Genomic DNA, 24,179 nt, shown 5'->3' on the forward strand with positions numbered 1-24,179 from the left:
ACTCCCTCGGACCACAAATTGGTTTTATGGGAGGTATATCGGCAGGGGTGCGGGGTTCTGTAGGTGCAGGCCGATGTGCGGCCAGCAATATTCGAAGTGAAAGATGACTTATGGGAGCGGCGGTGTTTAGAACAGACGTGCGAGCAATGCAGTGACGGCAGTCTCGACGCGCAGGATGCGCTCGCCGAGCTGCACCGGTTGCAGGCCGGATTTGCCGAGTAAATCGATTTCGTAAGGAATCCAGCCGCCTTCCGGGCCGATGGCCAGGGTTACCGGTTCGTCCAGGCCGCGGGGGCAGGGCGGGTAATTTCCGGGGTGACCGACCAGGCCAAGGGTGCCTTCGGTGATGGCCGGCAGGCGATCTTCGACGAACGGTTTGAAGCGTTTTTCGATGACGATTTCAGGCAACACGCTGTCCCGGGCCTGCTCGAGGCCGAGGATCAGTTGCTCGCGAATCGCTTCAGGTTCGAGAAACGGTGTCTGCCAGAAGCTCTTCTCGACGCGGTAGCTGTTCACCAGCACGATCCGCGGCACACCCATGGCCGCCACGGTCTGAAACACCCGACGGAGCATTTTGGGCCGCGGAAGGGCCAATACCAGGGTCAGCGGCAGCTTGGCCGGAGGCGGTTGATCGAGCGTGACGCGCAGTTCGGCTTCATCGGCGTCCAGGCGCAGCACTTCGGCCGAACCCATCAGGCCGCCGATACGCCCGACGCGCAGGGTGTCACCCACTTCACAGCGGTGAACTTCCTGCATGTGGGTCAACCGGCGATCACGCAGGATCGCCCGGTCGGCCGCAATGAAATCGGCCTCGATGAGGAGCAACAGGTTCACGGCTGGGTCGCTGGCGGCTGGTCGTTGTGATCGTCAACCGGCTGGTCGTCCGGGTGCTCGCCACGCTTGCTGATCAGGCCGCCGAACAGGATGCCGATTTCAAACAGCAGCCACATCGGTACGGCCAGCAGCGTCTGCGAAAAGATGTCCGGTGGCGTCAGGATCATGCCGACCACGAAGCAGCCGATGATCACGTACGGGCGGATTTTTTTCAGGTATTTGACGTCGACCACGCCGATCCATACCAGCAGCACCACCGCCACCGGGATTTCGAACGCCACGCCGAAGGCGAAGAACAGCGTCATGACGAAGTCGAGGTAGCTGCTGATGTCGGTCATCATCTCCACGCCGGCCGGGGTGGCGGCGGCGAAGAATTTGAAGATCAGCGGGAACACCAGGTAGTAGGCGAACGCCATGCCGGCGTAGAACAGCATGATGCTCGATACCAGCAAGGGTACGGCGATGCGTTTTTCATGTTTGTACAGGCCTGGCGCAATGAAACCCCAGATCTGATGCAGGATCACCGGGATCGCCAGGAACAGCGACACCATCATGGTCAGCTTCAGCGGCGTGAGGAACGGCGACGACACGTCGGTGGCGATCATCGTCGCGCCCACCGGCAGGTATTGCCGCAGTGGCGTGGAGACGAAGGTGTAGATCTGCTGGGTGAAGGCGAACAACCCGGCGAAGATAATGAAGATCGCCGCTACGCAGCGCAGCAGACGGGTACGCAACTCGGTGAGGTGCGAAACCAGCGGCATGTGCTGGTCGTTTTCTGGGAGATCGCTCATGGGGCTCGCGGCGGCAGTGTTGGGTCATGAGGGGCCGGCGCAACAGGCGCAGCCGCAGGAGTAACGGGTTCAACCGGTGTGGCTGCAACGACGGGCGCTGGTTCTACAGCCACTGCAACAGGTGCAGCGGTTGGAGCATGGATCGTCTGCTCCGCTACAGGCTCAACAGGTTGAACCGGTGTGGCTTCCTGCTGAGTCGGCGTGAAGATCTTCCGCGCCTCCTGTTCCAGCGACAGAATGTGCTCGTTGTGCAGTTGCCGACGGATCTCGTCGGCACCGATTTCACGTTCAACTTCCTGTTTGATCGCGTTGAAGCTGCGCTTCAGGCGCCCGACCCACAGGCCCGCCGTGCGCGCAGCACCCGGCAGACGTTCGGGGCCCAGCACGAGCAGGGCCACGAGGCCGACGAGCAGCAGTTCAGAGAAGCTGATACCAAACATTAGTCAGTGCTCACACGTCTTTGCGGATCGGCTCTTCGACTTTTTGCGCCTGCACGTCGATGGTGTGCGGCTGGTTCACGGACTGTGTGGTCTGTGGCTGAACCGGTGGCACCGGTTGGGCCGGGGTCACTGTCGGGTCAACCGGTTTGTCTTCATCGCTCATGGCTTTCTTGAAGCCCTTGATCGACTCGCCCACGTCAGTGCCGAGGTTTTTCAGTTTCTTGGTGCCGAAGACCAAAACGACAACAACCAGGATGACGATCCAGTGTTTCCAGTCAAAAATGCCCATGTTGCTGCTCCTCTCTAATAATTGTTCAGGCGGACGGGCGCGAGGCTTTCTCGGCGTGTCCGGACAGACCGAAACGACGGTCCAGTTCATCGAGTACAGCCTGTGGATGCTGCCCCAGTTGGGCGAGCATGACCATGCTGTGGAACCATAGGTCGGCGGTCTCGTAGATCACATCGCTGCAGTCACCGCTGATGGCGGCATCCTTGGCGGCAATGATGGTTTCGACCGACTCTTCGCCGACTTTTTCCAGAATCTTGTTCAAGCCCTTGTGGTACAGGCTGGCGACATACGAGCTGTCGGCGGCGGCGCCTTTGCGCTCTTCCAGCACCTGGGCCAGACGGGTCAGGGTGTCACTCATGGGTATGTCCTGCGGAGTAGATGGCGTGCGGATCTTTCAGGACCGGGTCGACGGTTTTCCAGTCGCCGTTCTCGAAGACGCGGTAGAAGCAGCTCTGGCGACCGGTATGGCAGGCAATGTCGCCGATCTGTTCGACCATCAGGATGATCACGTCGGCGTCACAGTCCAGGCGCATCTCATGCAGGGTCTGCACGTGGCCGGACTCTTCACCCTTGCGCCACAGCTTGCCACGGGAACGTGACCAGTAAATGGCACGGTTTTCGGCGGCGGTCAGTTCCAGCGCTTGACGGTTCATCCAGGCCATCATCAGGACGCGCCCGGTCTTGTGATCCTGGGCAATTGCCGGCACCAGGCCATCGGCGTCCCACTTGATTTCGTCCAGCCAGTTTTTCATCTTCGACTCCGACAGCGGACCCCGCACTTCATTAGCAGAGCCCAACGTTCAAACAGTGTGCCAGTGGATCACACAACTGGCTATCGGCGAACGACCAGATACAAACCGACGGCCATCATGATTCCGGCCGGCCAGTAAGCCAGTTCGTTCAACGGCCCGCCAATGGCGAGTATCGCGCCGCCGGCCAGATGAGCCGTGCCGAGCAGCCGCAGGAACCAGTCGTCCCGGCGACGATGCCACGGTGGTGGCGGGTCGTAGGCGTGGGGCTGGGACATGCGTTCGAGCAGATCGCGGGCCATATTGGCCAGGTGCGGCAGTTGTTCGAACTGGCTCTGCACGTTGCCGAGCAAGGCTTTAGGGCTGACGCGCTCACGCATCCAGCGTTCGAGGAACGGCTGGGCGGTGTTCCACAAATCAAGGTCCGGGTACAACTGACGGCCCAGGCCTTCGATGTTCAGCAGGGTTTTCTGCAGCAGCACCAGTTGCGGCTGCACTTCCATGTTGAAGCGTCGAGCAGTCTGGAACAGGCGCATCAGCACCTGGCCGAAGGAAATATCTTTTAACGGTTTTTCGAAAATCGGCTCGCACACCGTACGGATCGCTGCTTCGAATTCGTTGAGTTTGGTTTCCGCCGGCACCCAGCCCGAGTCGATGTGCAATTGCGCGACACGCCGGTAGTCACGCTTGAAGAACGCGAACAGGTTGCGCGCCAGGTAATCCTGGTCTTCAGGGGTCAGGCTGCCGACGATGCCGCAGTCGATCGCAATGTATTGCGGGCTCCACGGATTCACGGTGCTGACGAAGATGTTGCCGGGGTGCATGTCGGCATGGAAGAAACTGTCGCGGAACACCTGGGTGAAGAAGATCTCCACACCGCGCTCGGCGAGCATTTTCATGTCGGTGCGCTGGTCGGCGAGGGTCGCCAGATCGGTCACCTGAATCCCGTAGATGCGCTCCATCACCAGCACTTTCGGCCGGCACCAGTCCCAATAGACTTGCGGCACGTACAGCAGCGGCGAACCGTCGAAGTTGCGCTTCAACTGGCTGGCGTTGGCGGCCTCGCGCAGCAGATCGAGCTCGTCGTAGATGGTTTTTTCGTAGTCGCTGACCACGTCCACCGGGTGCAGCAAGCGTGCGTCCGCGGAGAGTTTTTCCGCGGCGCGAGCGAGGATGAACAGCCACGCCAGATCCTGCGCGATGATGGGTTTCAGGCCGGGGCGGATGACTTTGACGACGACTTCTTCACCGGTTTTCAGCTGCGCGGCATGCACCTGCGCCACCGAAGCAGAAGCCAGTGGTTCGACGTCGAAGCGGCTGAACACTTCACTGATTTTCTTGCCGAGCTGTTCTTCGATCAGCCTGACCGACACTTGCGAATCGAACGGCGGTACGCGGTCCTGCAACTTCATCAGTTCGTCGGCGATGTCTTCCGGCAGCAGGTCGCGACGAGTGGACAGGATCTGCCCGAACTTGATGAAAATCGGGCCCAGGTCCTGCAGCGCCAGGCGCAATCGGGCGCCGCGGCTCAGGTCCAGCGTCTTGCGTGGGAACCAGCGCCACGGCAAGGCGTAGCGCAGCGCCAGCAGAAACCACGGCAGCGGGAGGGCGAACAGCAAGTCATCGAGGCGGTAGCGAATCACAACGCGCTGGATGCGCAACAAACGGCGGACGGCAAGCAGCTTCATGCGTTATCGCTTGGGTCGAGGGATCGGGAAAGGCGCTCGAAACGCGCCTCGAGACGTTCCAGATCGAGTTTGATCTGGTCCAGTTCACTGAAACGGGCTTCGGCTTCGCGCTGACCGACGAGGGTGCGCGACTCTTCGGCCAGGTATTCGCCCAGGTTCTGATTGAGGCTGGCGAACCCTTGCCGATACCAGCGTGCGCGGCTGCGCAGGTGACCGCCGACCAGTTGCGTGGCGACCGGGCCGAGCCAGCGCGAGAGTTCGTACTCCCAGTCCAGTTCGAGGTCCTGAAGGATCGCCGCCAGCTCCAGCAGCACGCCGCTGTCGCCGTCGAGTTCAACTTGAGGTTCATGCAGGACCGAGGTCTTGTCCTTGCTCATCGCCAGTTTCAGCAGGCTTGAGGCCGGTGCACGCAAGGTGCAGTCGGCACCGGTTTCCCAGTGGGATGCGAGCATCAGGCCTTCGTCGCTGGGCAGGATGAACAATTGCAACGCCGGGCTGCGGCAGTCGACGGCAATCACTCTGCCGCTCAAATGCCCCAGCCGCGGCAGCGCCGTGCTGTCGAGGCGCAGCACCCGGTTCAGGCCGAGTTCAACGCTGGCGAGCAGTCCGGCCAGCAACATCAGGGTTTGATGCCGCGGTGCAGGGCGACGATGCCTGCGGTCATGTTGTGGTAGGTCACGCGGTCGAAGCCGGCCTCGACCATCATCGACTTCAGGGTTTCCTGATTCGGGTGCATGCGGATCGATTCGGCGAGGTAGCGATAGCTTTCCGAGTCGTTGGTGATCAGCTTGCCCATCAGTGGCATGAAGGCGAACGAGTAGGCGTCGTAGGCCTTGGACATCAGCGCGTTGGTCGGTTTGGAGAATTCCAGCACCAGCAAACGGCCGCCCGGCTTGAGTACGCGCAGCATCGAACGCAGGGCGTCTTCTTTATGCGTCACGTTGCGCAGACCGAACGCGATGGTCACGCAGTCGAAGTGGTTGTCCGGGAACGGCAGCTTTTCAGCATCGGCCTGGACGAATTCAACGTTGCCGGCCACGCCGAGATCCAGCAGGCGGTCACGGCCGACCTTAAGCATGGATTCGTTGATGTCGGCCAACACTACCTGGCCAGTTGGCCCCACGAGGTGCGAGAATTTTTTGGTCAGGTCGCCGGTGCCGCCAGCAATGTCCAGCACGCGGTTGCCGGTGCGCACGCCCGACAGCTCGATCGCGAAACGCTTCCACAGACGGTGCATGCCGCCCGACAGGAGGTCGTTCATCAAGTCGTACTTGGCGGCTACCGAGTGGAAAACCTCAGCGACTTTTTCCGCTTTTTGGCTTTCCGGAACGTTTTTGAAACCGAAGTGAGTGGTGGGTTCGGCATCGCTGCCTTTGCGCTGATCAGTCATATCGCTGTCACCAGAAGAGAATGCGGGACATTCTAATCCCGGTGGCTTGCTTTGTCTTGGCAAGGCTGAAGGTAAGATAGGTAACCGCCAGGACGTTTTGCCGCAGCAGCGGTCAAGATGCTTCAGGAAAGTATCCATAAAGCAGGAGTCATTCGATGGCCCGTATTAGTGTTGAACGTGCCCACGGCCTGGGCAAGGAAGCGGCCCGAGAGAAGGCCGACCAATTGGCGCAGAAGCTGTCCGATCAATATGGCCTGGAGCCGCAGTGGTCTGGCGACACCTTGAACCTCAAGCGCTCGGGTGTGAAAGGTGCGGTGCATGTCAGCGAAGATTCGATCCGCGTCGATGTGGAGTTGGGCCTGATGATGTCGGCCATGAGCGGCATGATCAAATCGGAAATCGAAAAGGCGCTCGATAAAGCCCTCGCGTAAATCCGATTGTTCCCTTGGAATACGATCATGTGGGAGCGGGCTTGCTCGCGAATGCAGCCTGTCAGTTGACTGAGATGTCGACTGGCATGACGCTTTCGCGAGCAAGCCCGCTCCCACATTTGTTTGTGGTGAATCCAAAGGTTTATGTCAGTTGTTAGGGTGCCGTTTCTAATTTTTCTCCCTACTTTGTGCATGAGCCCGACACTTTCGCGGGCAGTTCCTCAAACCTTCTGCGCGTGAGGTGCACCATGGCCAAAGTTATTTTGAAGAAAAAAATCGACGCTTCGACAACCGCTCTGAGCGACGTCAAATCCTATGCCCGCAAGATCTGGCTGGCAGGCCTGGGGGCCTACACCAAGGTCGGCCAAGAGGGCAGCGAGTACTTTCAAGAGTTGGTGAAGGCGGGTCAAACCGTTGAAAAAAAAGGCAAAAAAGTAGTTGCCGAGAAACTTGAAGCCGCTAACGCCGAGATCGATGAAGCCAAGAGTGAAGTGAGCACATTCAAAGGCAAGGTCGAACTTCAACTCGACAAGGTCGAGAAGGCTTTTGACTCGCGTGTTGCAAGTGCCTTGAATCGTATCGGCATTCCGTCTAAACATGACGTTGAGACACTCTCTGCTAAGCTCGATGAGCTGACGGCATTGCTCGAACGCGTCGCGCGTAAATCTTAAGGAGAACGGGATGGCTGGTAAAAAGAACACCGAAAAAGAAGGCAGCTCGTGGATTGGGAAAGTCGAAGACTACTCCCGCAAAATCTGGCTGGCTGGTTTAGGCGTGTACTCGAAGATCGACACTGACGGCAGCAAGCTCTTCGATGCATTGGTCAAAGACGGCGAGAAAGCCGAGAAGCTCACCAAGAACGCTGTCGGCAAAAAAGTCGATGACGTCAAGGATTCCGCTTCCTCGGCCAAGTCGCGCATCAGTGGCGTGAAAGATCGTGCGCTGGGCAAGTGGGATGAGCTGGAAGGCGCTTTCGACAAGCGCCTGAACAGCGCCATTTCGCGCCTGGGTGTACCAAGCCGTAACGAAGTGAAAGCGCTGCACAGCAAGGTCGATACCCTGACCAAGCAAATCGAAAGACTCACCGGTGCCAAGGTTGCGCCTGTTGCGGCGAAAACCGCAGCGGCCAAACCGGCTGCTAAAACGGCCGCCAAGCCACTGGCAAAAGCGGCCGCTAAACCGGCTGCCAAACCAGCGGCCAAAACTGCCGCAGCCAAAACTGCCGCAGCCAAACCTGCAGCAGCCAAGGCAGCGGCCAAACCGGTCGCCGCCAAAGCAGCAGCAAAACCAGCCGCCAAGCCAGCTGCCAAACCGGCGGCGAAAGCCGCAGCCGCCAAACCGGCAGCCAAGCCCGCGGCAAAACCTGCCGCAGCGAAGAAGCCGGCAGTGAAAAAACCGGCAGCGCCGAAAGCCGCTGCACCAAAACCAGCAGTGGCTGCCGCCAAACCGGCAACCCCGTCGACTCCGGTCAGCACATCGAACTCTGCTACCGCGCCGACCCCTGCTGCAACCCCGACTGCCGCGCCAACTCCATCGACGCCAACCAGTCAGTCCTGATTTCAGGGCTCAAAAAAACGCCCGGCCTGCAAAGGTCGGGCGTTTTTGTTTATGCACGTTTCCATGAACACCGCAGATCCAATGTGGGAGCGGGCTTGCTCGCGAAAGCGGTGTGTCATTCAGCATTGATGTCGTCTGACACGCCGCATTCGCGAGCAAGCCCGCTCCCACATTTGTTTTGTGTACAACCGAAATTCAGTTATTCATGTTCTTCGAGGTATTGGAGTGCCAGTTGTTCGGTCGCGACCTTGATCGGCGGCAGTAGATGCGGCGCCACCAGCATCATGATCTGATACACCACCAGCCTCACCTCACCCTCACGATCCAGAATCCGCTGATAGTCCAGCGAGAACAGCAGCGTCATGGTGATCTGCTCCACCAGTTGCCCCAACGCCTGCGTGTCGCTGACCAGCAGCCCTTGAGCCTTCAGCCGCGCCAGCAATGAAGCCAGCGTGCGCTTCAGTGCATTGAGCAGGTTGCGTATCCCTTTGGCCAGTTTCGGCAATCGACCGGCGAGGTTCGACAGGTCCTGGAACAGAAACCGGTAATGAGCCAGGCGCTCGACGATCAAATGCAGAAACAGCCAATAGTCTTCAGGGGCCAGTTCCACGTCGGACGGCGGATCGAGCAGCGGCGCAAGCTCCGCCTGGAAACGCTCGAACAACCCGAGAATCAGCGGTTCCTTGCCGTGGAAGTGGTAGTAGAGGTTGCCCGGGCTGATGCCCATTTCGTTGGCAACTTCCATGGTGGAGACGTTCGGTTCGCCCTTCTGGTTAAACAACTGCAGGGCACATTCGAGGATCCGGTCGCGGGTTTTCATCCAGTCTTCTTAATGGTCATGCCACAACCAGGTTCAAACCCGTAGGAGCCGGCTTGCTGGCGATAGCACCACCGCGGTGGCTCGTGATGCCGCGGTGATGCGATCGCCAGCAAGCCGGCTCCTGCAGGGTGAGCACCCGTCGTGGTGTATTGAGTGTCAGCGCACGCGCACGTAAGTACCGGGTGCCGCCTCCATCGGTGGATAGTTCTGGTTGCCGAGCGCCATGTGGGTTTCTTTCTGCGCGCCCGAGCGTTCCTGAATCCAGCCCAGCCATTGCGTCCACCAACTGCCGTCGACTTGCTTGGCGTCGTAATACCAGGCCCGGGGATCGCCGCTCAGTTTCGTGCTTTCGATGAAATTGGCTTTCGGGTTGGAAGGCGGGTTGAGGATGCTCTGCACATGCCCGCTGTTGGACAGCACGAAGCGCCGCTCGCCACCCAGCAGCAGCGTCGAGCGATACACCGCATCCCACGGGGTGATGTGGTCGTTGATGCCGGCCACGCTGAAGCTGTCGACGGTGACTTTCTGCAAATCGATCGGCGTGCCGCACACTTCAAGACCGCCCGGATGACTCAGCGGGTTGTGCTTGAAGAAGTCCAGCAGGTCGCCGTGAAAGGCTGCCGGCAGACGCGTGTTGTCGTTGTTCCAGTAGAGAATGTCGAACGCCGGCGGCTCCTTGCCCAACAGGTAGTTGTTGACGAAGTAGCTCCAGATCAAATCGTTGGGGCGCATCCAGGCAAAGACCTTGGCCATGTCGCGACCGTCCAGCACACCCTTCTGATAGGACCGACGCTTGGCTGCTTCCAGGGTTTGCTCGTCGGCGAAAAGAGTCGCGGGGCTCTCCATCTGGCTGTCGAGCAGGCTCACCAGATAGGTCGCGCTGGATACCCGACGCAGTTGCCGCTTGGCTTGCAAATGACCTTGCAGCGCGGCGATGGTCAGTCCGCCGGCGCAGGCGCCCATCAGGTTGACTTCGCGGGCGCCGGTGATCGCCCGGCACACGTTCATCGCTTCTTCCACGGCTTCGACGTAGGTCGACAGGCCCCACTCGCGATGGCGCACATCCGGGTTGCGCCAACTGATCATGAAGGTCTGCAGGCCGTTTTTCAGGGCGAACTGAACGAAGCTGTTACTCGGGCTCAGGTCGAAAATGTAGTACTTGTTGATCTGTGGCGGCACCACCAGCAGCGGCTTTGAATACTGCTTCTCGCTCATCGGCTTGTACTGGATCAGCTCCAGCAGCTCATTGCGAAACACCACGGAGCCGGTGGTGGTGGCGACCGTTTTGCCGACCTCGAATGCCTGTTTGGTGACTTGCCTGGGCAGGCCGTCGTTGTGCAGGAAATCATCGACCAGATGACTGATGCCGCGCACCAGGCTGTTGCCGCCGGAGTTGAAAATCTCCTTGATCGCCAGCGGATTGAGCAGGGTGTTGGACGGTGACACCGCGTCGTTGAGCAAGGCGAACGCGAAGTGGGCGCGGGCGCGATCGTCCGGATTCATGTTGCTTTCGTCGATCCAGCTTTTGACCTGCTTCTGCCAACTCAGGTACGCCTGCAGGCTGCGGCGATAGAACGGGTTGAGGCTCCAGGCCGGGTCGGCAAAACGACTGTCCTGCGGGTTGGTCGGGTGCAAGGTTTCGCCCAGCAACACCCGCCCCAATTGACCGCCCAGCTTCAATGCATGGCGGGCGCTGTGCACCGGGTTGCGCAAACCATGGGCGGCGACACTGCGCAGGGTCGATATCAGATCCCGACCCCGCAGGCCGGTAATCGCACTCTGTGCGTTGATGAACGCGGCGGGAGTAGGTAAAGATTCCCTCGCTGGTTTATCGCGCATGACTCAACACTCCTTCGTCTTCAAGCCGAATACAAACACTTAACCAGAACACCATAGACGCTGTAACGGGTTGTTGCGCGGTGCGGCGTCCTGCCGACCGACGATGAGCCGGCTAACCGCCCAATGGTGCCGGGTGTGGATGCATCACCGCGCGCTGCCGTTCTTCCTCGAGGAATTTCATGATGATCGGCGCCACGGCCTCGGCGCGGGTGATCAGGAACAGATGACCGTCATCGATGATGTGCAGCTGGGCATTGGGAATCCGCCAGGCCAGCACGCGCATGTTGATCAACGGGATCAGCGGATCGTCGTCACCCGCCAGCACCAGCGTCGGCTGATGGATCTTGTGCAGCCAGTGAATGCTGGTCCAGCCGAGGCCGGCGAACAGCTGCCAGTAGTAACCGAGCTTGCCCGCCGAACGCACTTTTGCAGCATGGCTGGCGGCGAGTGTCGGATCGCGACGGAACGAGCCGCCGTAGATCATCGGCGCAATGCGAATCACGTGGGAGGGCTGGATGTAGCGCCGCGGGCTGGCCATCATCCACAGCACTTTCGGCTTGCCCGGCACCATCACCGCACCCGCCGCCGTCGCTGCCAGCACCAGTTTCTTGCAGCGCTCGGGATAGTCGTAAGCAAACTGCTGGGCGAGGGCGCCCCCCCACGACACACCGATCACGTTGACTTTCCCGTAATCGAGGTAGTCGAGCATCCGCGCCGTGAGTTTGGCCAGGCCCGGAAAACGATAGGGCCGGTTCGGCGTCGACGAACCGCCAACACCCGGGACATCGAAAGCGATGACTTCGAGGTCCGGGTCCAGCGCCGCGACGAACGGAAACACCAGCTCCAGGTTGGCGCCGATGCCATTGAAAATCAGCAAGGGCGTCAAGTGAGGCTTGCCGGGGCGTACCGCCGTGCGGAGGGTCTGGCCATCCAGGTCGACGGTACGAAAAATGAACGGTTGCGGCATGCTTCAAGCCCTGTAAGTGGATCGGCCCCCATTCTGTAGGAACCGGTTTGCTGGCGATCGCATCACTGCGGTGAAACCGTGAAACCGCGGTGATGCGATCGCCAGCAAGCCGGCTCCTACGGGTCGGGGGACATTTAGCGTTCGTGTACGTAAGTGCCTGGTGCTGCTTCGCCGGCGGGATAAGCCTTGTTGCCCAGTTTTGTCGGAGCTTTTTTCAGTTCGCCCGAACGATCCGCTTGCCAGGCCTGCCAGTGCAGCCACCAGGAGTCGGTGTGTTTGGTCGAATTTTCTTGCCAGTCCTCGGCTTTTACCGGCATTTCAGCGCTGGTCATGTAACGCGATTTCGGATTGCCCGGCGGGTTCAGGATGCTCTGGATGTGCCCGCTGCTGGACAGCACGAACTCGACTTTGCCGCCAAACAATTGCGCCGACTTGTAGCAGGACTTCCACGGCGTGATGTGGTCGTTGGTGCCGGCCAGGGAGTAGATGTCGGCAGTGACCTGCTTCAGGTCGATCGGCGTGCCGCACACTTCCAGTGCATTCGGGCGGATCAGCGGATTGTTTTTGAACATCTCGATCAGGTCGCCGTGGAACGCGGCGGGCAATCGTGTGGTGTCGTTGTTCCAGAACAGGATGTCGAACACCGGCGGCTCGTTGCCGAGCAGGTAGTTGTTGACCCAGTAGTTCCAGATCAGGTCATTGGGGCGCATCCAGGCGAACACCTTCGCCATGTCTCGGCCTTCCAGCACGCCGGCCTGATAGGAATGGCGCTTGGCGGCTTCGAGGGTCTGCTCGTCGACGAACAGGGCCACGTCGCTGTCCAGCGTGGTGTCCAGCACGCTCACCAGCAAGGTGAGGGCGTTGACCTTCTTCTCGCCGATCGCCGCGTAGTGGCCCAGCAGGGCGGTGCAGGTGATGCCGCCGGAGCAGGCGCCGAGCATGTTCACGTCTTTGCTGCCGGTGATCGCGGTGACCACGTCGACCGCTTCCTTGAGGGCTTCGATGTAGGTCGAAAGGCCCCACTCGCGCTGCTCCTTGGTCGGGTTGCGCCAGCTGACGATGAAGGTCTGCACGTGATTGCGCAGGCAGAAACGCGCCAGGCTTTTGTCCGGGCTCAGGTCGAACACATAGAACTTGTTGATCTGCGGTGGCACTACCAGCAATGGGCGCTCGTGCACCTGCTCGGTGGTCGGCCGGTACTGGATCAGCTCCAGCACATCGTTGCGAAACACCACCGCGCCTTCGGTCACGCCCAGGCTCTTGCCGACTTCGAACGCGCCCATGTTGACTTGGCTCGGCATACCGCCGTTGTGCACCAGATCCTTGGCCAGGTGCGAGAGGCCGTCGAGCAGGCTCTTGCCACCGGTTTCGAAGAAGCGTTTGACCGCCGCCGGGTTGGCCGCACTGTTGGTCGGGGCCATGGCTTCGGTCATGAGGTTGATCACGAAGTGTCCGCGCGCCACATCCTTGGGCCCGAGGTTGCTGTCGTCGATCCAGTCGTGGAGTTCCTTGCGCCACGCCAGGTAAGTTTGCAGATAACGTTTGTAGAGCGGGTTCTGGCTCCAGGCCGGATCGTGGAAGCGACGGTCATCGCTGGTCGGTTGCAGCTCGGATTTGCCAAACAGCACGTTCTTGAGTTCAAGGCCGAAATGAGCGACATGCCTGGCGCTATGCACCGGTTGCCTGATGGCCTGCCTGAGCACCATTCGAGCAGAAGCCAGTAGATCCTTTCCACGCAGCCCAACGACAGGATTCAGCCCCAAAGTGTTTTCCGAGGCCTGATACTTCAAGTCATCGTTATTCTTGTTACTCATCTACGACGCTCCATTGTCCTGAGACGAGTACCAGGGTCCAGCTGTGTAAGTACACAGCCAATGCCAGGTACTACTGCTCGGGTGACCGTTAATTCTGCATCGCTGCTTTTTGTTCGCAGAGAGCACTGCAGGGAACTTGCCAGCTCCATTGGTTACCCGAGTTTAATTTTTTTCGCAAGCAGGCCAATGACTGGCCTCGCGGCCAAGCATTCAAACAGATGAAATTAGAAAATGCCCTCTAAAGCGCAAGAGGCCTGGGCTAGAGCATCAGCTTGACGACAGACTCGTTCGGGTCGCGGGTCTTTCCGGCCGCTTTCAGTTCGGCAAGATAATCGTTCCAGAGATCCTCCTGACGCACGCCCAGTTGATACAAGTAATCCCAGGTGAACAGGCCGCTGTCGTGGCCATCGTCGAAGGTCAATTTCAGTGCGTACTGACCGGCCGGTTCTACTTTGGTCAGGCCTACGCCGATCTTGCCAAATTGCAGGATAGGTTTGCCGTGGCCCTGGACCTCGGCGGAAGGAGAGTGCACGCGCAGGAACTCGGCGGGCAGGTGATGTTCCTCGCCGGACGCGTATTTCAGCGACAGGGTTTTCGAGGCTTTGTGCAGTTTGATGTCGGTAGGAAGTTGGGTCATGACCTGAAGTCCGTACTTAAGCGCAAGGTCTGAACCTCTGTCGGAGCCGGCTTGCTGGCGATGGCGATTTCAAGTACGCCATCGCCAGTAAGCCGGCTCCTGCAGGAGGTGGCATACCTACAGGATATAACGGGACAGGTCTTCGTTCTGCGCCAATTCGCCCAGGTGGCTGTTGACGTAGTCGGCGTCGATCAGGATGACCTTGCCGTCGTGGGCGCTGGCCAGGTCACCTGCGCTGAACGACACCTCTTCGAGCAGTCGCTCAAGCAAGGTGTGCAGGCGACGGGCACCGATGTTCTCGGTCTTCTCGTTGACCTGCCAGGCGATCTCGGCGATGCGCTTGATGCCGTCCGGCTGGAACTCGATGGCCAGGCCTTCGGTTTTCAGCAGTGCGCAATATTGCTCGGTGAGCGACGCGTGCGGCTCGCTGAGAATGCGTTCGAAGTCTTCAGGCGTCAGCGCCTTCAGCTCGACACGGATCGGCAGACGACCTTGCAACTCAGGCACCAGGTCGCTCGGCTTGCTCAAGTGAAACGCACCGGAAGCAATGAACAGGATGTGGTCGGTCTTGACCATGCCCAGTTTGGTGTTGACGGTGCAGCCTTCGATCAGCGGCAGCAGGTCGCGCTGTACGCCTTCACGGGACACGTCGACGCCGCCGGAGTTACCGCGCTTGGCCACCTTGTCGATTTCGTCGATGAACACAATGCCGTGTTGCTCGACCGCTTCCAGTGCCTTGGCCTTCAGCTCTTCATCGTTGACCAGGCGGCTGGCTTCTTCGTCGCGGACCAGTTTCAGCGCTTCCTTGACCTTGAGCTTGCGGCTCTTGCGTTTGCCCTTGCCCATGTTGGCGAACAGGCTCTGCAACTGGTTGGTCATTTCTTCCATGCCCGGTGGCGCGGAGATATCGACGCCGGCCACTTCGGCGACTTCGATTTCGATCTCCTTGTCATCCAGCTGACCTTCGCGCAGGCGCTTGCGGAACAGCTGGCGGGTGTTGGAGTCGGCCGACGGGGTGTCATCGTTGTTGAAACCCATGCGCGCCGGTGGCAGCAGGGCGTCGAGGATGCGCTCTTCGGCGGCGTCTTCGGCACGGTGGCGAACCTTGGTCATTTCCTGTTCGCGCAGCAGTTTGATGGCGGCGTCAGCCAGGTCACGAATGATCGACTCGACGTCGCGACCGACGTAGCCGACTTCGGTGAACTTGGTCGCTTCGACTTTGATGAACGGCGCATTGGCCAGTTTGGCCAGGCGACGGGCGATCTCGGTTTTACCGACACCGGTCGGGCCGATCATCAGGATGTTCTTTGGCGTGACTTCAACGCGCAGCTCTTCCGGCAGCTGCATCCGGCGCCAGCGGTTACGCAACGCGATGGCGACGGCGCGCTTGGCATCGTCCTGGCCAATGATGTGGCGATTGAGTTCGTGGACGATTTCACGGGGAGTCATGGACATAATATTTTGACGGACCTTAAACAAGAAGAGTCGTGGCAGGAGCCGTAACAGACTTACTCGTCGCCTTTGGCGCAGTCCTGCTCCTCAATGGTCTGGGTGTGGTTGGTGAATACACAGATGTCGCCGGCAATGCCCAGGGCGGTTTCGACGATTTCCCGGGCTGACAGGTCGGTTTTCTTCAGCAGCGCACTGGCGGCCGCCTGGGCGTAGGCGCCACCGGAACCCATGGCAATCAGGCCTTGTTCAGGTTCAACAACGTCGCCGTTGCCAGTGATGATCAGGGACGCGTCTTTGTTGGCGACCGCGAGCATGGCTTCGAGGCGGCTGAGGGTGCGGTCGGTGCGCCATTCTTTGGCGAGTTCGACGGCGGCGCGAACGAGATGGCCCTGGTGTTTCTCCAGTTGACCCTCGAAACGTTCGAAAAGAGTAAAGGCGTCAGCCGTGGCGCCGGCAAATCCAGCGAGGACTTCGCCGTGGTACAGGCGGCGAACTTTCTTCGCGTTGCCTTTCATCACGGTATTGCCGAGAGAAACCTGGCCGTCGCCGCCCATGACGACTTTGCCGTGGCGGCGAACTGAAACGATGGTGGTCAAGGGAGAGTCTCCACGCAGCGGGGCGAAAATGCCTTATGCCAACTCATATGGGGGTGGTGGGGCGTTTTTCAACTGCGGGGTTGGAGAGGGGACGAGCGGTGTTTTGGCGGGAGGGGTGTGTTGTTTGTTCTGACGCCATCGCCAGCAAGCCGGCTCCTACAGGGATTCGCATAGGTCCTGTAGGAGCCGGCTTGCTGGCGATGAACGATAACGCGGTGCGGCTGACGGCATCAGCGGTTCTGGCGTTGTTGTAACAACAGGTTGCTGAAGCCCGCGCCGGACAATTGTTTCTGCGCTGTGGTCAGTTGTTCACGGTTGCTGAACGGCCCGACCAGCACCCGATACCAGGTCTCGTCCTTCACCGTGCCGGATTCAACCGCCACCGCCTGCCCGAGCAGGATGATCTGCGCACGCACCTTGTCCGCATCGGCTTCCTTGCGGAATGAGCCGGCCTGCAGGAAGAACTTGGTCACCGGCGCTGCCTTGGCCACGGGCGGTGGCGGCGGCGGGGTGATGCCGGCCAATGCTGCCTGGGCGCGTGCGGTGTCGATCTTCGCCGCTTCCGCTGGCGTTACCGGCGTAGTCGGTACAGCCGGCGTCGGCGGGGTTTTTTCCGGCACGGCATCCGGCGGAACGATCACTTCCGATTCCGGCAGTAGGGTGTAGAAGTCGTACTTCGGCTTCACCGGTTGCGTCGGGCTCGGCGGGGTCTTGTTGGCCTCGGCGATCTTGGTGGCTTTCTGCTGCTCGATCTTTTCGCGCTTGACGCTCTCGCTGCCCTTGCCCGGCTCCAGTTTCATCAGGAACACAATGAACGCGCCGACCGTCAGGCCGATGGCCATCCACAGCCAGCCCGGGATCGGTTGCTTTGCAGGAGCTTGGTAACGGCTGGCGCCACGCTTGGGTGCAGGTTTTTTCTTGGCAGCCAACTTACATACGCTCCAGAGTTTCCAGACCCAAGAGTTCCAGGCCTTGCTTGAGAGTGCGGCCGGTCAGCGCGGCAAGGCGCAGACGGCTTTGCATTTGCGCCGGGGTTTCAGCACTGAGGATCGGGCAGTTCTCGTAGAAACTGGAGAACAGGCCGGCAACGTCGTACAGGTAGGTGCAGAGGATGTGCGGGGTGCCTTTCTCGGACACGTTGTTCAGTATTTCACCGAACTGCGCGAGTTTTGCCGCCAGCTCATGTTCATGCGCAGCCTCAAGGACGATCTGCCCTTCGACTTCGCTGAAGTCTTTGCCGAGCTTGCGGAACACACCGGCCACGCGAGTGTAGGCGTACAGCAGGTACGGCGCGGTGTTGCCTTCGAAGTTCAGCATCAGGTCGAAGTTGAAGCTGTAATCGCTGGTGCGGTGCTTGGACAGGTCGGCGTATTTCACCGCGCCAATGCCCACGACTTTGGCGATGTTGCGCAGTTCGGCCTCGGCCAGCTCCGGGTTCTTGTCCTTCACCAGGGTGTAGGCGCGTTCCTGGGCTTCGGTCAGCAAGTCGATCAGTTTCACGGTGCCGCCGTCACGGGTCTTGAACGGACGGCCATCGGCGCCGTTCATGGTGCCGAAGCCCATGTGTTCCATTTCCATCGGGTGCGTCACGAAGCCGGCTTTGCGAGCAACGGCGAACACTTGCTGGAAGTGCAGGGCCTGGCGCTGGTCGACAAAGTACAGCGCGCGATCCGCCTTGAGCTTGCCGCTGCGATAACGCACGGCTGCCAGGTCGGTGGTGGCGTAGAGGTAGCCGCCATCAGCCTTGACGATGATCACCGGCAGCGGGTCGCCATCAGCATTTTTGAACTCGTCGAGGAACACGCACTGCGCGCCATTGCTCTCGACCAGCATGCCGGCAGCCTTGAGGTCGTTGACCACATTGATCAGGTCGTCGTTGTAGGCGCTTTCGCCCATCACGTCGGCCATGGTCAGTTTGACGTTCAGCAGTTCGTAGATTTTCTGGCAGTGGGACAGCGAGATGTCCTTGAACTTGGTCCACAGCGCCAGGCAGTCCGGGTCGCCGGCTTGCAGCTTGACCACCAGGCCACGGGCGCGGTCGGCGAACTCTTCGGATTCATCGAAGCGTTGCTTGGCGGCGCGGTAGAAGTTTTCCAGGTCCGACAGCTCGTCGCTGGTAATCGGGTTTTCTTGCAGATAGGCCATCAGCATGCCGAACTGGGTGCCCCAGTCGCCGACGTGGTTCTGACGGATCACTTCGTCACCGAGGAACTCCAGCACGCGGGCCACGCCGTCGCCGATGATGGTCGAGCGCAAGTGGCCGACGTGCATCTCTTTGGCGAGGTTGGGGGCGGACAGGTCAACCACGGTGCGCTGCACCGGACCCGCCTTGCGCACGCCGATGTGTTCGTCCGCCAGTGCGGCGTCAAGGCGCGAGGCCAGGGCCTGGGTGTTCTGGAAGAAGTTCAGGAAGCCGGGGCCGGCGATTTCGGTCTTGGTGACGTTCTCGTCGGCCGGCAGTGCGGCGATGATTTTCTCGGCCAGGTCACGCGGCTTCATGCCGGCCGGCTTGGCCAGCATCATGGCGATGTTGCTGGCGAAGTCGCCGTTCTTCTTGTCGCGGGAGTTTTCCACCTGGATCGCCGGCGACAGGCCTTCAGGCAACACACCTTCGTTGACGAGTTGGGTGATGGCTTGTTGGATCAGCTGGCGAATGGTGTCTTTCATGGTCTTCTCTTTCGACCGCAAGCGCGGCGGCGCTTCGATGCGCTGGTGGAAAAACTGGGCATTATCCGTTGCGAAGGCGGGCTTGCCAACTATAGCGGGCAGGTTGTGGATATGTGGTGACAAAAGCGGCAAAGATCGCAGCCTTCGGCAGCTCCTGCGTAGAGCGCGTTCCCCTGTAGGAGCTGCCGAAGGCTGCGATCTTTTGATCTTTAATACAAATCCACCGGGTCAACATCCAGCGACCAACGCACCGCCCGCCCGCTCGGCATCTGCTCCAGCACCAGCAACCAACTGGCCAGTAACCGATGCAGCGGCGCCCGGGCAGTCGCTTGCAACAACAATTGCGCCCGATAACGCCCGGCTCGGCGTTCCATCGGTGCCGGCACCGGCCCGAGCAATTCGATCCCGGTCAGATTCTGTTCTGCCAGCAAACGTTCCGCCTCGCTGCACGCCTCATCGAGAAAACCTTCGGCCTGCCCCGGTTTGTGCGCTTCGGCCCGCAACAGCGCCAGATGTGCAAACGGCGGCAAACCGGCAGAGCGCCGCTCGCTCAACGCCTGTTCGGCAAAGGCGAAATAGCCTTGTTCGGTCAGCTGCACCAGCAGCGGATGGTCCGCCAGATGCGTCTGGATAATCACCTTGCCCGGCTCTTCAGCCCGTCCCGCACGCCCGGCCACCTGGACGATCAACTGCGCCATGCGCTCGCTGGCGCGGAAGTCGCCGGAGAACAACCCACCGTCGGCGTCGAGAATCGACACCAGCGTTACCCGTGGAAAGTGATGCCCTTTGGCAAGCATCTGCGTGCCCACCAGGATGCACGGCTGACCCTTCTGAATGGTCGCGAACAACTGATTCATCGCGTCTTTGCGCGATGTGCTGTCGCGGTCGACCCGCAGCACCGGAACATCCGGAAACAGAATGGCCAGACGTTCTTCGGCTCGTTCGGTGCCAGCGCCGACGGGCCGCAAGTCGACCTTGCCGCATTTCGGACAATGCCGGGGCACGCGCTCGACGTAGCCACAATGGTGGCAGCGCAGTTCGCCGGAGCGCTGGTGCACGGTCATTCGCGCATCGCAACGCTGGCATTCGGACATCCAGCCACAGTCATGACAAAGCAGGGTGGGGGCAAATCCTCGGCGGTTGAGGAACACCAGCACTTGCTGGCCGGCGGCCAGAGTCTGACCGATGGCTTGCTGCATTGGCCCGGAAATGCCGCTGTCGAGCGGGCGACTTTTCACATCCAGACGAAGGAATCGCGGCTGCTTGGCGCCACCGGCGCGCTCGTTCAGGCGCAGGAGACCATACCGACCGGTGTAGGCGTTGTGCAGGCTTTCGAGCGAAGGCGTGGCGGAACCGAGCACGATCGGGATGTTTTCCTGTCGTGCGCGCACCAATGCCAGGTCGCGGGCGTGATAGCGCAGGCCTTCCTGCTGTTTATAGGAGCCATCGTGCTCTTCGTCGATGATGATCAGGCCAGGGTTTTTCATCGGTGTGAACAGCGCGGAACGGGTGCCGATAATAATGTCGGCGTCGCCGTCACGGGCGGCGAGCCAGGCTTCGAGGCGCTCGCGATCGTTGACCGCCGAGTGGATCAGCGCAATGCGCGCATTGAAGCGCTGCTCGAAGCGCGCCAGGGTTTGCGGGCCGAGGTTGATCTCCGGGATCAGCACCAGCGCCTGCTTGCCGGCTTCAAGGGTTTCGCGGATCAACTGCAAATAGACTTCAGTCTTGCCGCTCCCGGTGACACCGGCCAGCAGGAACGCGTGATAACTGTCGAACCCGGCGCGAATCGCTTCATAGGCGGCGCGTTGCTCAGGGTTGAGCGGCAATTCCGGTTGCGCCAGCCAATGCTCGTGACGGGCGCCGGGGGCATGCTTGCGGATTTCCACTTGCACCAGGTCCTTGGCCAGCAGCAGGTCGAGACTGTCCTTGCTCAGCATCAGTTTGCTCAGCAATTGATGAGCGACGCCGTGGGGATGCTGGGCCAGGGTCGCCAGCGCCTCGCGCTGACGCGGGGCGCGGGCAATGCGCGGGTCATCGAGGCTGGCGCCGGGCGCGGCAGACCAGAAGCGTTCCTGGCGCGCTTCAGCCAGTTCGCCCTGGCGTAACAACACAGGCAGCGCCCAACTCAAGGTGTCGCCGAGGCTGTGCTGATAATACTGAGAGGTCCACAGGCAGAGCTTGAACAGGGCCGGCGGCAAGGGCGGCGTTGCGTCGAGCAGCGCCAGGGCTGGCTTGAGCTTCTCTGCCGGCACGTCACTGGTATCGGTAATCTCCACCAGAATCCCTATCATTTCCCGCCGGCCGAACGGCACCCGCAGGCGCATGCCCGGGTGCAACTGGGCGCGCAAGACCCCGGCCGGAGCTCGGTAGTCGAACAGGCGGCGCAGGGGCGAAGGCAGGGCTAGGCGCAGGATGGCGTTGGGCACGCGGGGGATTCTCTTTGGGCGGGCAAAAACGGAAGAACGGACGCATGACCTGTGGGAGCGGGCTTGCTCGCGAAAGCGGTGTGTCAGGCGATGTAAATGTTGACTGATACACCGCTTTCGCGAGCAAGCCCGCTCCCACAGGGGGTGTGCTTTGGGTCGGGAGCCTAGCAGACGGTCGGTCTTGGCGACAGCTTGCGTGATTGAGATTGTCTGGTAGAATCCGCGGCCTAATTACGTGCGGTATTCAACAATAGTGTTGGGTGGCGGCACGCAGCCCGAGGAAGACACCATGAAAGCTGATATCCATCCAGATTATCCAGTCATTGCTGTTACTTGCAGCTGTGGCAACAAGTTCGAAACTCGTTCGACCTTCGGCAAAGCTCTGCCGATCGACGTTTGCAACGAGTGCCACCCGTTCTACACCGGTAAGCAGAAGACTCTGGACACTGGCGGCCGCGTTCAGCGCTTCGCAGACCGTTTCGGTGCTTTCGGCGCGAAAAAGGCCTAAGGCCGATCATTTTGGAAAGTCGTTCCGGCTTCTCCAGACTGATGAAAAAGGCGTCCCTTGCGGGCGCCTTTTTTATGTCCGCGATTTGGCTTTCAGGCGCCCAGGCTTTCTGCCCGGTGCCGAATGGCATGACGCCAGTCGCGGTGCGGCGGGTGGTGGATGGCGACACCGTGCGCCTGAGCGATGGCCGCAGTGTGCGGATGATCGGTTTGAACACGCCCGAACTGGGCAAGCAGGGCAGATCCGACGAGCCGTTCGCCGTGGCGGCGCGCTACCGGGTAAAGAGAGCAAGGATCACTACGGTCGCACCCTTGCGCATCTCTATGGCGCCGATGGCGTCAACCTCGAAGCGCAGATGCTCGCCGAGGGCCTTGGGTTTCAGGTGGCGGTCGCGCCGAATGTCGATCTGGTCACCTGTCAGCAAGCGGCGGAACGCAGTGCGCGGCAGGCCGGGCTCGGCGTGTGGCGTCAGTCACCTGTACTGAAAGCGGAGCAGATCAATACGTCCGGTTTCGCCGTGGTCAGCGGGCGTGTGAGCAAGGTTCAACGCAATCGTGGCGGCCTTTGGATCGAATTGCAGGATGCGCTTGTATTGCGTGTTGCACCCAATTTGTTGGGGCAGTTCGATGTCGTGGCGTTGGAACGCCTGAAGGGCAAGCAGATCGAGGCGCGTGGCTGGGTCGTGGACCGTTCTCGTCGTGGCGGGTTGAAACCGGGACAGGCGCGCTGGCTCCTGCCGTTGACCGATCCGGCGATGCTGCAAGCGGCGCCCTGATAAAAAATTGTAGACATTTTTTATATCGATTGTGAACAGTCTATCCCTTGTGTTCCGTGGCTCTTGGCCCAAAGTCGTAGGACCGGGCGCTTGACAGGGGTGACTGGTCAGTCTTGTGGGGACTTTGCGAGGCGCGTATCCTCGCTGACCAGTCTGTCCAACAGTAAAAGCGGAATGCCCCCATGTCTGATTTGAAAACTGCCGCTCTCGAATATCACGCCCATCCTCGTCCAGGTAAGCTGAGTGTCGAGCTCACCAAGGCCACCGCTACCGCCCGCGACTTGTCGCTGGCCTACAGCCCCGGCGTAGCCGAACCAGTACGCGAAATCGCTCGCGATCCTGAACTGGCCTACAAATACACCGGCAAAGGCAACCTGGTTGCAGTCATTTCCGATGGCACCGCGATTCTGGGCCTGGGTAACCTCGGCCCATTGGCTTCCAAGCCAGTGATGGAAGGTAAGGGCGTGCTGTTCAAGCGCTTCGCCGGCATCGATGTTTTCGACATCGAAGTCGATTCCGAAAGCCCGCAAGCCTTCATCGACACCGTCAAGCGCATCTCCATCACCTTCGGTGGCATCAACCTGGAAGACATCAAGGCACCTGAGTGCTTTGAGATCGAGCGCGCTCTGATCGAGCAGTGCGACATTCCAGTGTTCCACGATGACCAGCACGGCACCGCGATCGTGACTGCGGCCGGCATGATCAACGCCCTGGAAATCGCTGGCAAAACCCTCGCCGACGCCAAGATCGTCTGCCTGGGCGCCGGTGCTGCCGCCATCTCCTGCATGAAATTGCTGGTGAGCATGGGCGCCAACATCGAAAACATCTACATGGTTGACCGTACTGGCGTGATCCACTCCGGCCGTGACGACCTGAACCAGTACAAGGCTGTCTTCGCTCACGCGACCGACAAGCGCACCCTGGCTGACGCCCTGCAAGGCGCAGACGTGTTCGTCGGCCTGTCCGGTCCGAACCTGCTGAGTGCCGAAGGCCTGAAATCCATGGCGGCCAACCCGATCGTGTTCGCGTGCTCGAACCCGGATCCGGAAATCTCCCCGGAACTGGCGCACGCTACCCGTAACGACGTGATCATGGCGACCGGTCGTTCGGACTACCCGAACCAGGTCAACAACGTACTGGGCTTCCCGTTCATCTTCCGTGGTGCCCTGGACGTTCGCGCCAAGCGCATCAACGAAGAAATGAAAGTGGCTGCGGCCAACGCCCTGCGTGAACTGGCCAAGCTGCCGGTTCCTCAGGAAGTGTGCGACGCCTACGGCGGCATCAAACTGGAATTCGGTCGTGAGTACATCATTCCGAAGCCAATGGACAAGCGTCTGATCACCCTGATCTCCGATGCCGTGGCCAAGGCTGCGATCGAGACTGGTGTGGCAACCCTGCCGTATCCGAAGAACTACCCGCTGAAAAGCGTGGATGACGTGTTCAACGGCTAAGCCTTAGTCGTGTCTAGTCCTGAAATAGGTTTACACCTGTTTCACCCTAACGCTC

At 60.3% G+C, this 24,179-nt stretch carries 24 protein-coding genes and 1 pseudogene; 6 read left to right on the forward strand and 19 right to left on the reverse strand.

The genetic code is table 11. The features are described 5' to 3' along the window. Nucleotides 1-126 precede the first annotated feature (126 nt). The 9 genes from PMI01S_RS23480 to ubiE form a co-directional block, all read right to left on the reverse strand. Nucleotides 127-834, reverse strand: a complete 708-nt coding sequence (locus PMI01S_RS23480) for a 16S rRNA (uracil(1498)-N(3))-methyltransferase (protein WP_084322535.1) — start codon at nt 832-834, stop codon at nt 127-129. After that, on the reverse strand, nt 831-1,625 hold the full coding sequence (gene tatC / locus PMI01S_RS23485; RefSeq protein ID WP_084322536.1) for a twin-arginine translocase subunit TatC: 795 nt from the start codon (nt 1,623-1,625) through the stop codon (nt 831-833). Before tatC ends, PMI01S_RS23480 begins: the two co-directional genes overlap by 4 nt. Beyond that, the gene (tatB, locus tag PMI01S_RS23490) at nt 1,622-2,065 is read right to left on the reverse strand and encodes a Sec-independent protein translocase protein TatB (RefSeq protein ID WP_084322537.1); all 444 of its coding nucleotides are present in this window, start codon (nt 2,063-2,065) and stop codon (nt 1,622-1,624) included. Before tatB ends, tatC begins: the two co-directional genes overlap by 4 nt. Nucleotides 2,066-2,075: 10 nt before the next feature. Continuing rightward, nucleotides 2,076-2,354, reverse strand: a complete 279-nt coding sequence (locus PMI01S_RS23495) for a twin-arginine translocase TatA/TatE family subunit (RefSeq protein ID WP_084322538.1) — start codon at nt 2,352-2,354, stop codon at nt 2,076-2,078. Nucleotides 2,355-2,379: 25 nt separating this feature from the next. Continuing rightward, on the reverse strand, nt 2,380-2,712 hold the full coding sequence (locus PMI01S_RS23500; protein WP_007899279.1) for a phosphoribosyl-ATP diphosphatase: 333 nt from the start codon (nt 2,710-2,712) through the stop codon (nt 2,380-2,382). Continuing rightward, the gene (gene hisI / locus PMI01S_RS23505) at nt 2,705-3,106 is read right to left on the reverse strand and encodes a phosphoribosyl-AMP cyclohydrolase (protein ID WP_084322539.1); all 402 of its coding nucleotides are present in this window, start codon (nt 3,104-3,106) and stop codon (nt 2,705-2,707) included. Before hisI ends, PMI01S_RS23500 begins: the two co-directional genes overlap by 8 nt. Nucleotides 3,107-3,186: 80 nt before the next feature. Further along, nucleotides 3,187-4,791, reverse strand: a complete 1,605-nt coding sequence (gene ubiB / locus PMI01S_RS23510; RefSeq protein WP_084322540.1) for a ubiquinone biosynthesis regulatory protein kinase UbiB — start codon at nt 4,789-4,791, stop codon at nt 3,187-3,189. Continuing rightward, on the reverse strand, nt 4,788-5,411 hold the full coding sequence (locus tag PMI01S_RS23515; protein WP_084322541.1) for a ubiquinone biosynthesis accessory factor UbiJ: 624 nt from the start codon (nt 5,409-5,411) through the stop codon (nt 4,788-4,790). Before PMI01S_RS23515 ends, ubiB begins: the two co-directional genes overlap by 4 nt. Further along, a complete protein-coding gene (ubiE, locus tag PMI01S_RS23520) occupies nt 5,411-6,181 on the reverse strand; it encodes a bifunctional demethylmenaquinone methyltransferase/2-methoxy-6-polyprenyl-1,4-benzoquinol methylase UbiE (RefSeq protein WP_007948968.1) in 771 nt (256 codons plus the stop codon). Before ubiE ends, PMI01S_RS23515 begins: the two co-directional genes overlap by 1 nt. Before the next feature lie 155 nt (nt 6,182-6,336). On the opposite strand from ubiE, the gene PMI01S_RS23525 reads away from it, so the two are divergent. The 3 genes from PMI01S_RS23525 to PMI01S_RS23535 all read left to right on the forward strand — a co-directional run bounded on the left by PMI01S_RS23525 (nt 6,337) and on the right by PMI01S_RS23535 (nt 8,169). Next, nucleotides 6,337-6,612, forward strand: coding sequence for a polyhydroxyalkanoic acid system family protein (locus PMI01S_RS23525; protein WP_017336104.1), 276 nt, complete (start codon nt 6,337-6,339; stop codon nt 6,610-6,612). A 248-nt stretch (nt 6,613-6,860) separates the two neighbouring features. Next, nucleotides 6,861-7,283: a phasin family protein gene (locus PMI01S_RS23530; RefSeq protein ID WP_084322542.1), complete on the forward strand. Its 423-nt coding sequence runs from the start codon at nt 6,861-6,863 to the stop codon at nt 7,281-7,283. Nucleotides 7,284-7,293: 10 nt separating this feature from the next. Further along, the gene (locus PMI01S_RS23535) at nt 7,294-8,169 is read left to right on the forward strand and encodes a phasin family protein (protein WP_084322543.1); all 876 of its coding nucleotides are present in this window, start codon (nt 7,294-7,296) and stop codon (nt 8,167-8,169) included. Between the two features lie 199 nt (nt 8,170-8,368). Here PMI01S_RS23535 and PMI01S_RS23540 read toward each other — a convergent pair whose 3' ends face one another. The 10 genes from PMI01S_RS23540 to PMI01S_RS23585 form a co-directional block, all read right to left on the reverse strand. Continuing rightward, nucleotides 8,369-8,989 carry a TetR/AcrR family transcriptional regulator gene (locus PMI01S_RS23540; protein WP_017336107.1) on the reverse strand — a complete coding sequence of 207 codons (621 nt, stop codon included), beginning with the start codon at nt 8,987-8,989 and terminating at the stop codon, nt 8,369-8,371. A 156-nt stretch (nt 8,990-9,145) separates the two neighbouring features. Then, on the reverse strand, nt 9,146-10,828 hold the full coding sequence (gene phaC / locus PMI01S_RS23545) for a class II poly(R)-hydroxyalkanoic acid synthase (protein ID WP_084322544.1): 1,683 nt from the start codon (nt 10,826-10,828) through the stop codon (nt 9,146-9,148). Nucleotides 10,829-10,940: 112 nt separating this feature from the next. Beyond that, nucleotides 10,941-11,795 carry a poly(3-hydroxyalkanoate) depolymerase gene (gene phaZ / locus PMI01S_RS23550; RefSeq protein WP_084322545.1) on the reverse strand — a complete coding sequence of 285 codons (855 nt, stop codon included), beginning with the start codon at nt 11,793-11,795 and terminating at the stop codon, nt 10,941-10,943. A 134-nt stretch (nt 11,796-11,929) separates the two neighbouring features. Continuing rightward, a complete protein-coding gene (phaC, locus tag PMI01S_RS23555) occupies nt 11,930-13,609 on the reverse strand; it encodes a class II poly(R)-hydroxyalkanoic acid synthase (protein WP_084322546.1) in 1,680 nt (559 codons plus the stop codon). A 259-nt stretch (nt 13,610-13,868) separates the two neighbouring features. Next, a complete protein-coding gene (locus PMI01S_RS23560; RefSeq protein ID WP_084322547.1) occupies nt 13,869-14,246 on the reverse strand; it encodes a gamma-butyrobetaine hydroxylase family protein in 378 nt (125 codons plus the stop codon). 117 nt (nt 14,247-14,363) lie between these two features. Continuing rightward, nucleotides 14,364-15,701 (reverse strand): ATP-dependent protease ATPase subunit HslU, encoded by a 1,338-nt coding sequence (gene hslU, locus PMI01S_RS23565; protein ID WP_084322548.1) that lies wholly within the window; start codon nt 15,699-15,701, stop codon nt 14,364-14,366. A 53-nt stretch (nt 15,702-15,754) separates the two neighbouring features. Continuing rightward, on the reverse strand, nt 15,755-16,294 hold the full coding sequence (gene hslV, locus PMI01S_RS23570; RefSeq protein ID WP_008025213.1) for an ATP-dependent protease subunit HslV: 540 nt from the start codon (nt 16,292-16,294) through the stop codon (nt 15,755-15,757). A 230-nt stretch (nt 16,295-16,524) separates the two neighbouring features. After that, nucleotides 16,525-17,223 carry an SPOR domain-containing protein gene (locus PMI01S_RS23575; RefSeq protein WP_084322549.1) on the reverse strand — a complete coding sequence of 233 codons (699 nt, stop codon included), beginning with the start codon at nt 17,221-17,223 and terminating at the stop codon, nt 16,525-16,527. A gap of 1 nt (nt 17,224) precedes the next feature. Next, entirely contained in the window at nt 17,225-18,961 is a 1,737-nt protein-coding gene (gene argS, locus PMI01S_RS23580; protein WP_084322550.1) for an arginine--tRNA ligase, read from the reverse strand. Between the two features lie 209 nt (nt 18,962-19,170). Next, nucleotides 19,171-21,390, reverse strand: coding sequence for a primosomal protein N' (locus PMI01S_RS23585; protein ID WP_084322551.1), 2,220 nt, complete (start codon nt 21,388-21,390; stop codon nt 19,171-19,173). Between the two features lie 289 nt (nt 21,391-21,679). Between PMI01S_RS23585 and rpmE the strand changes: the two genes are divergently transcribed. From rpmE to PMI01S_RS23600, 3 genes and pseudogenes are all read left to right on the forward strand, one after another. Then, nucleotides 21,680-21,898 carry a 50S ribosomal protein L31 gene (gene rpmE / locus PMI01S_RS23590; protein ID WP_084322552.1) on the forward strand — a complete coding sequence of 73 codons (219 nt, stop codon included), beginning with the start codon at nt 21,680-21,682 and terminating at the stop codon, nt 21,896-21,898. 41 nt (nt 21,899-21,939) lie between these two features. Further along, nucleotides 21,940-22,673, forward strand: a pseudogene (locus tag PMI01S_RS23595) (thermonuclease family protein). A 182-nt stretch (nt 22,674-22,855) separates the two neighbouring features. Next, nucleotides 22,856-24,124, forward strand: a complete 1,269-nt coding sequence (locus PMI01S_RS23600) for a malic enzyme-like NAD(P)-binding protein (RefSeq protein ID WP_084322553.1) — start codon at nt 22,856-22,858, stop codon at nt 24,122-24,124. Nucleotides 24,125-24,179 lie beyond the last annotated feature (55 nt).

It is taken from the genome of Pseudomonas migulae NBRC 103157 (genome assembly GCF_002091715.1).
Lineage (GTDB): Bacteria > Pseudomonadota > Gammaproteobacteria > Pseudomonadales > Pseudomonadaceae > Aquipseudomonas > Aquipseudomonas migulae_A.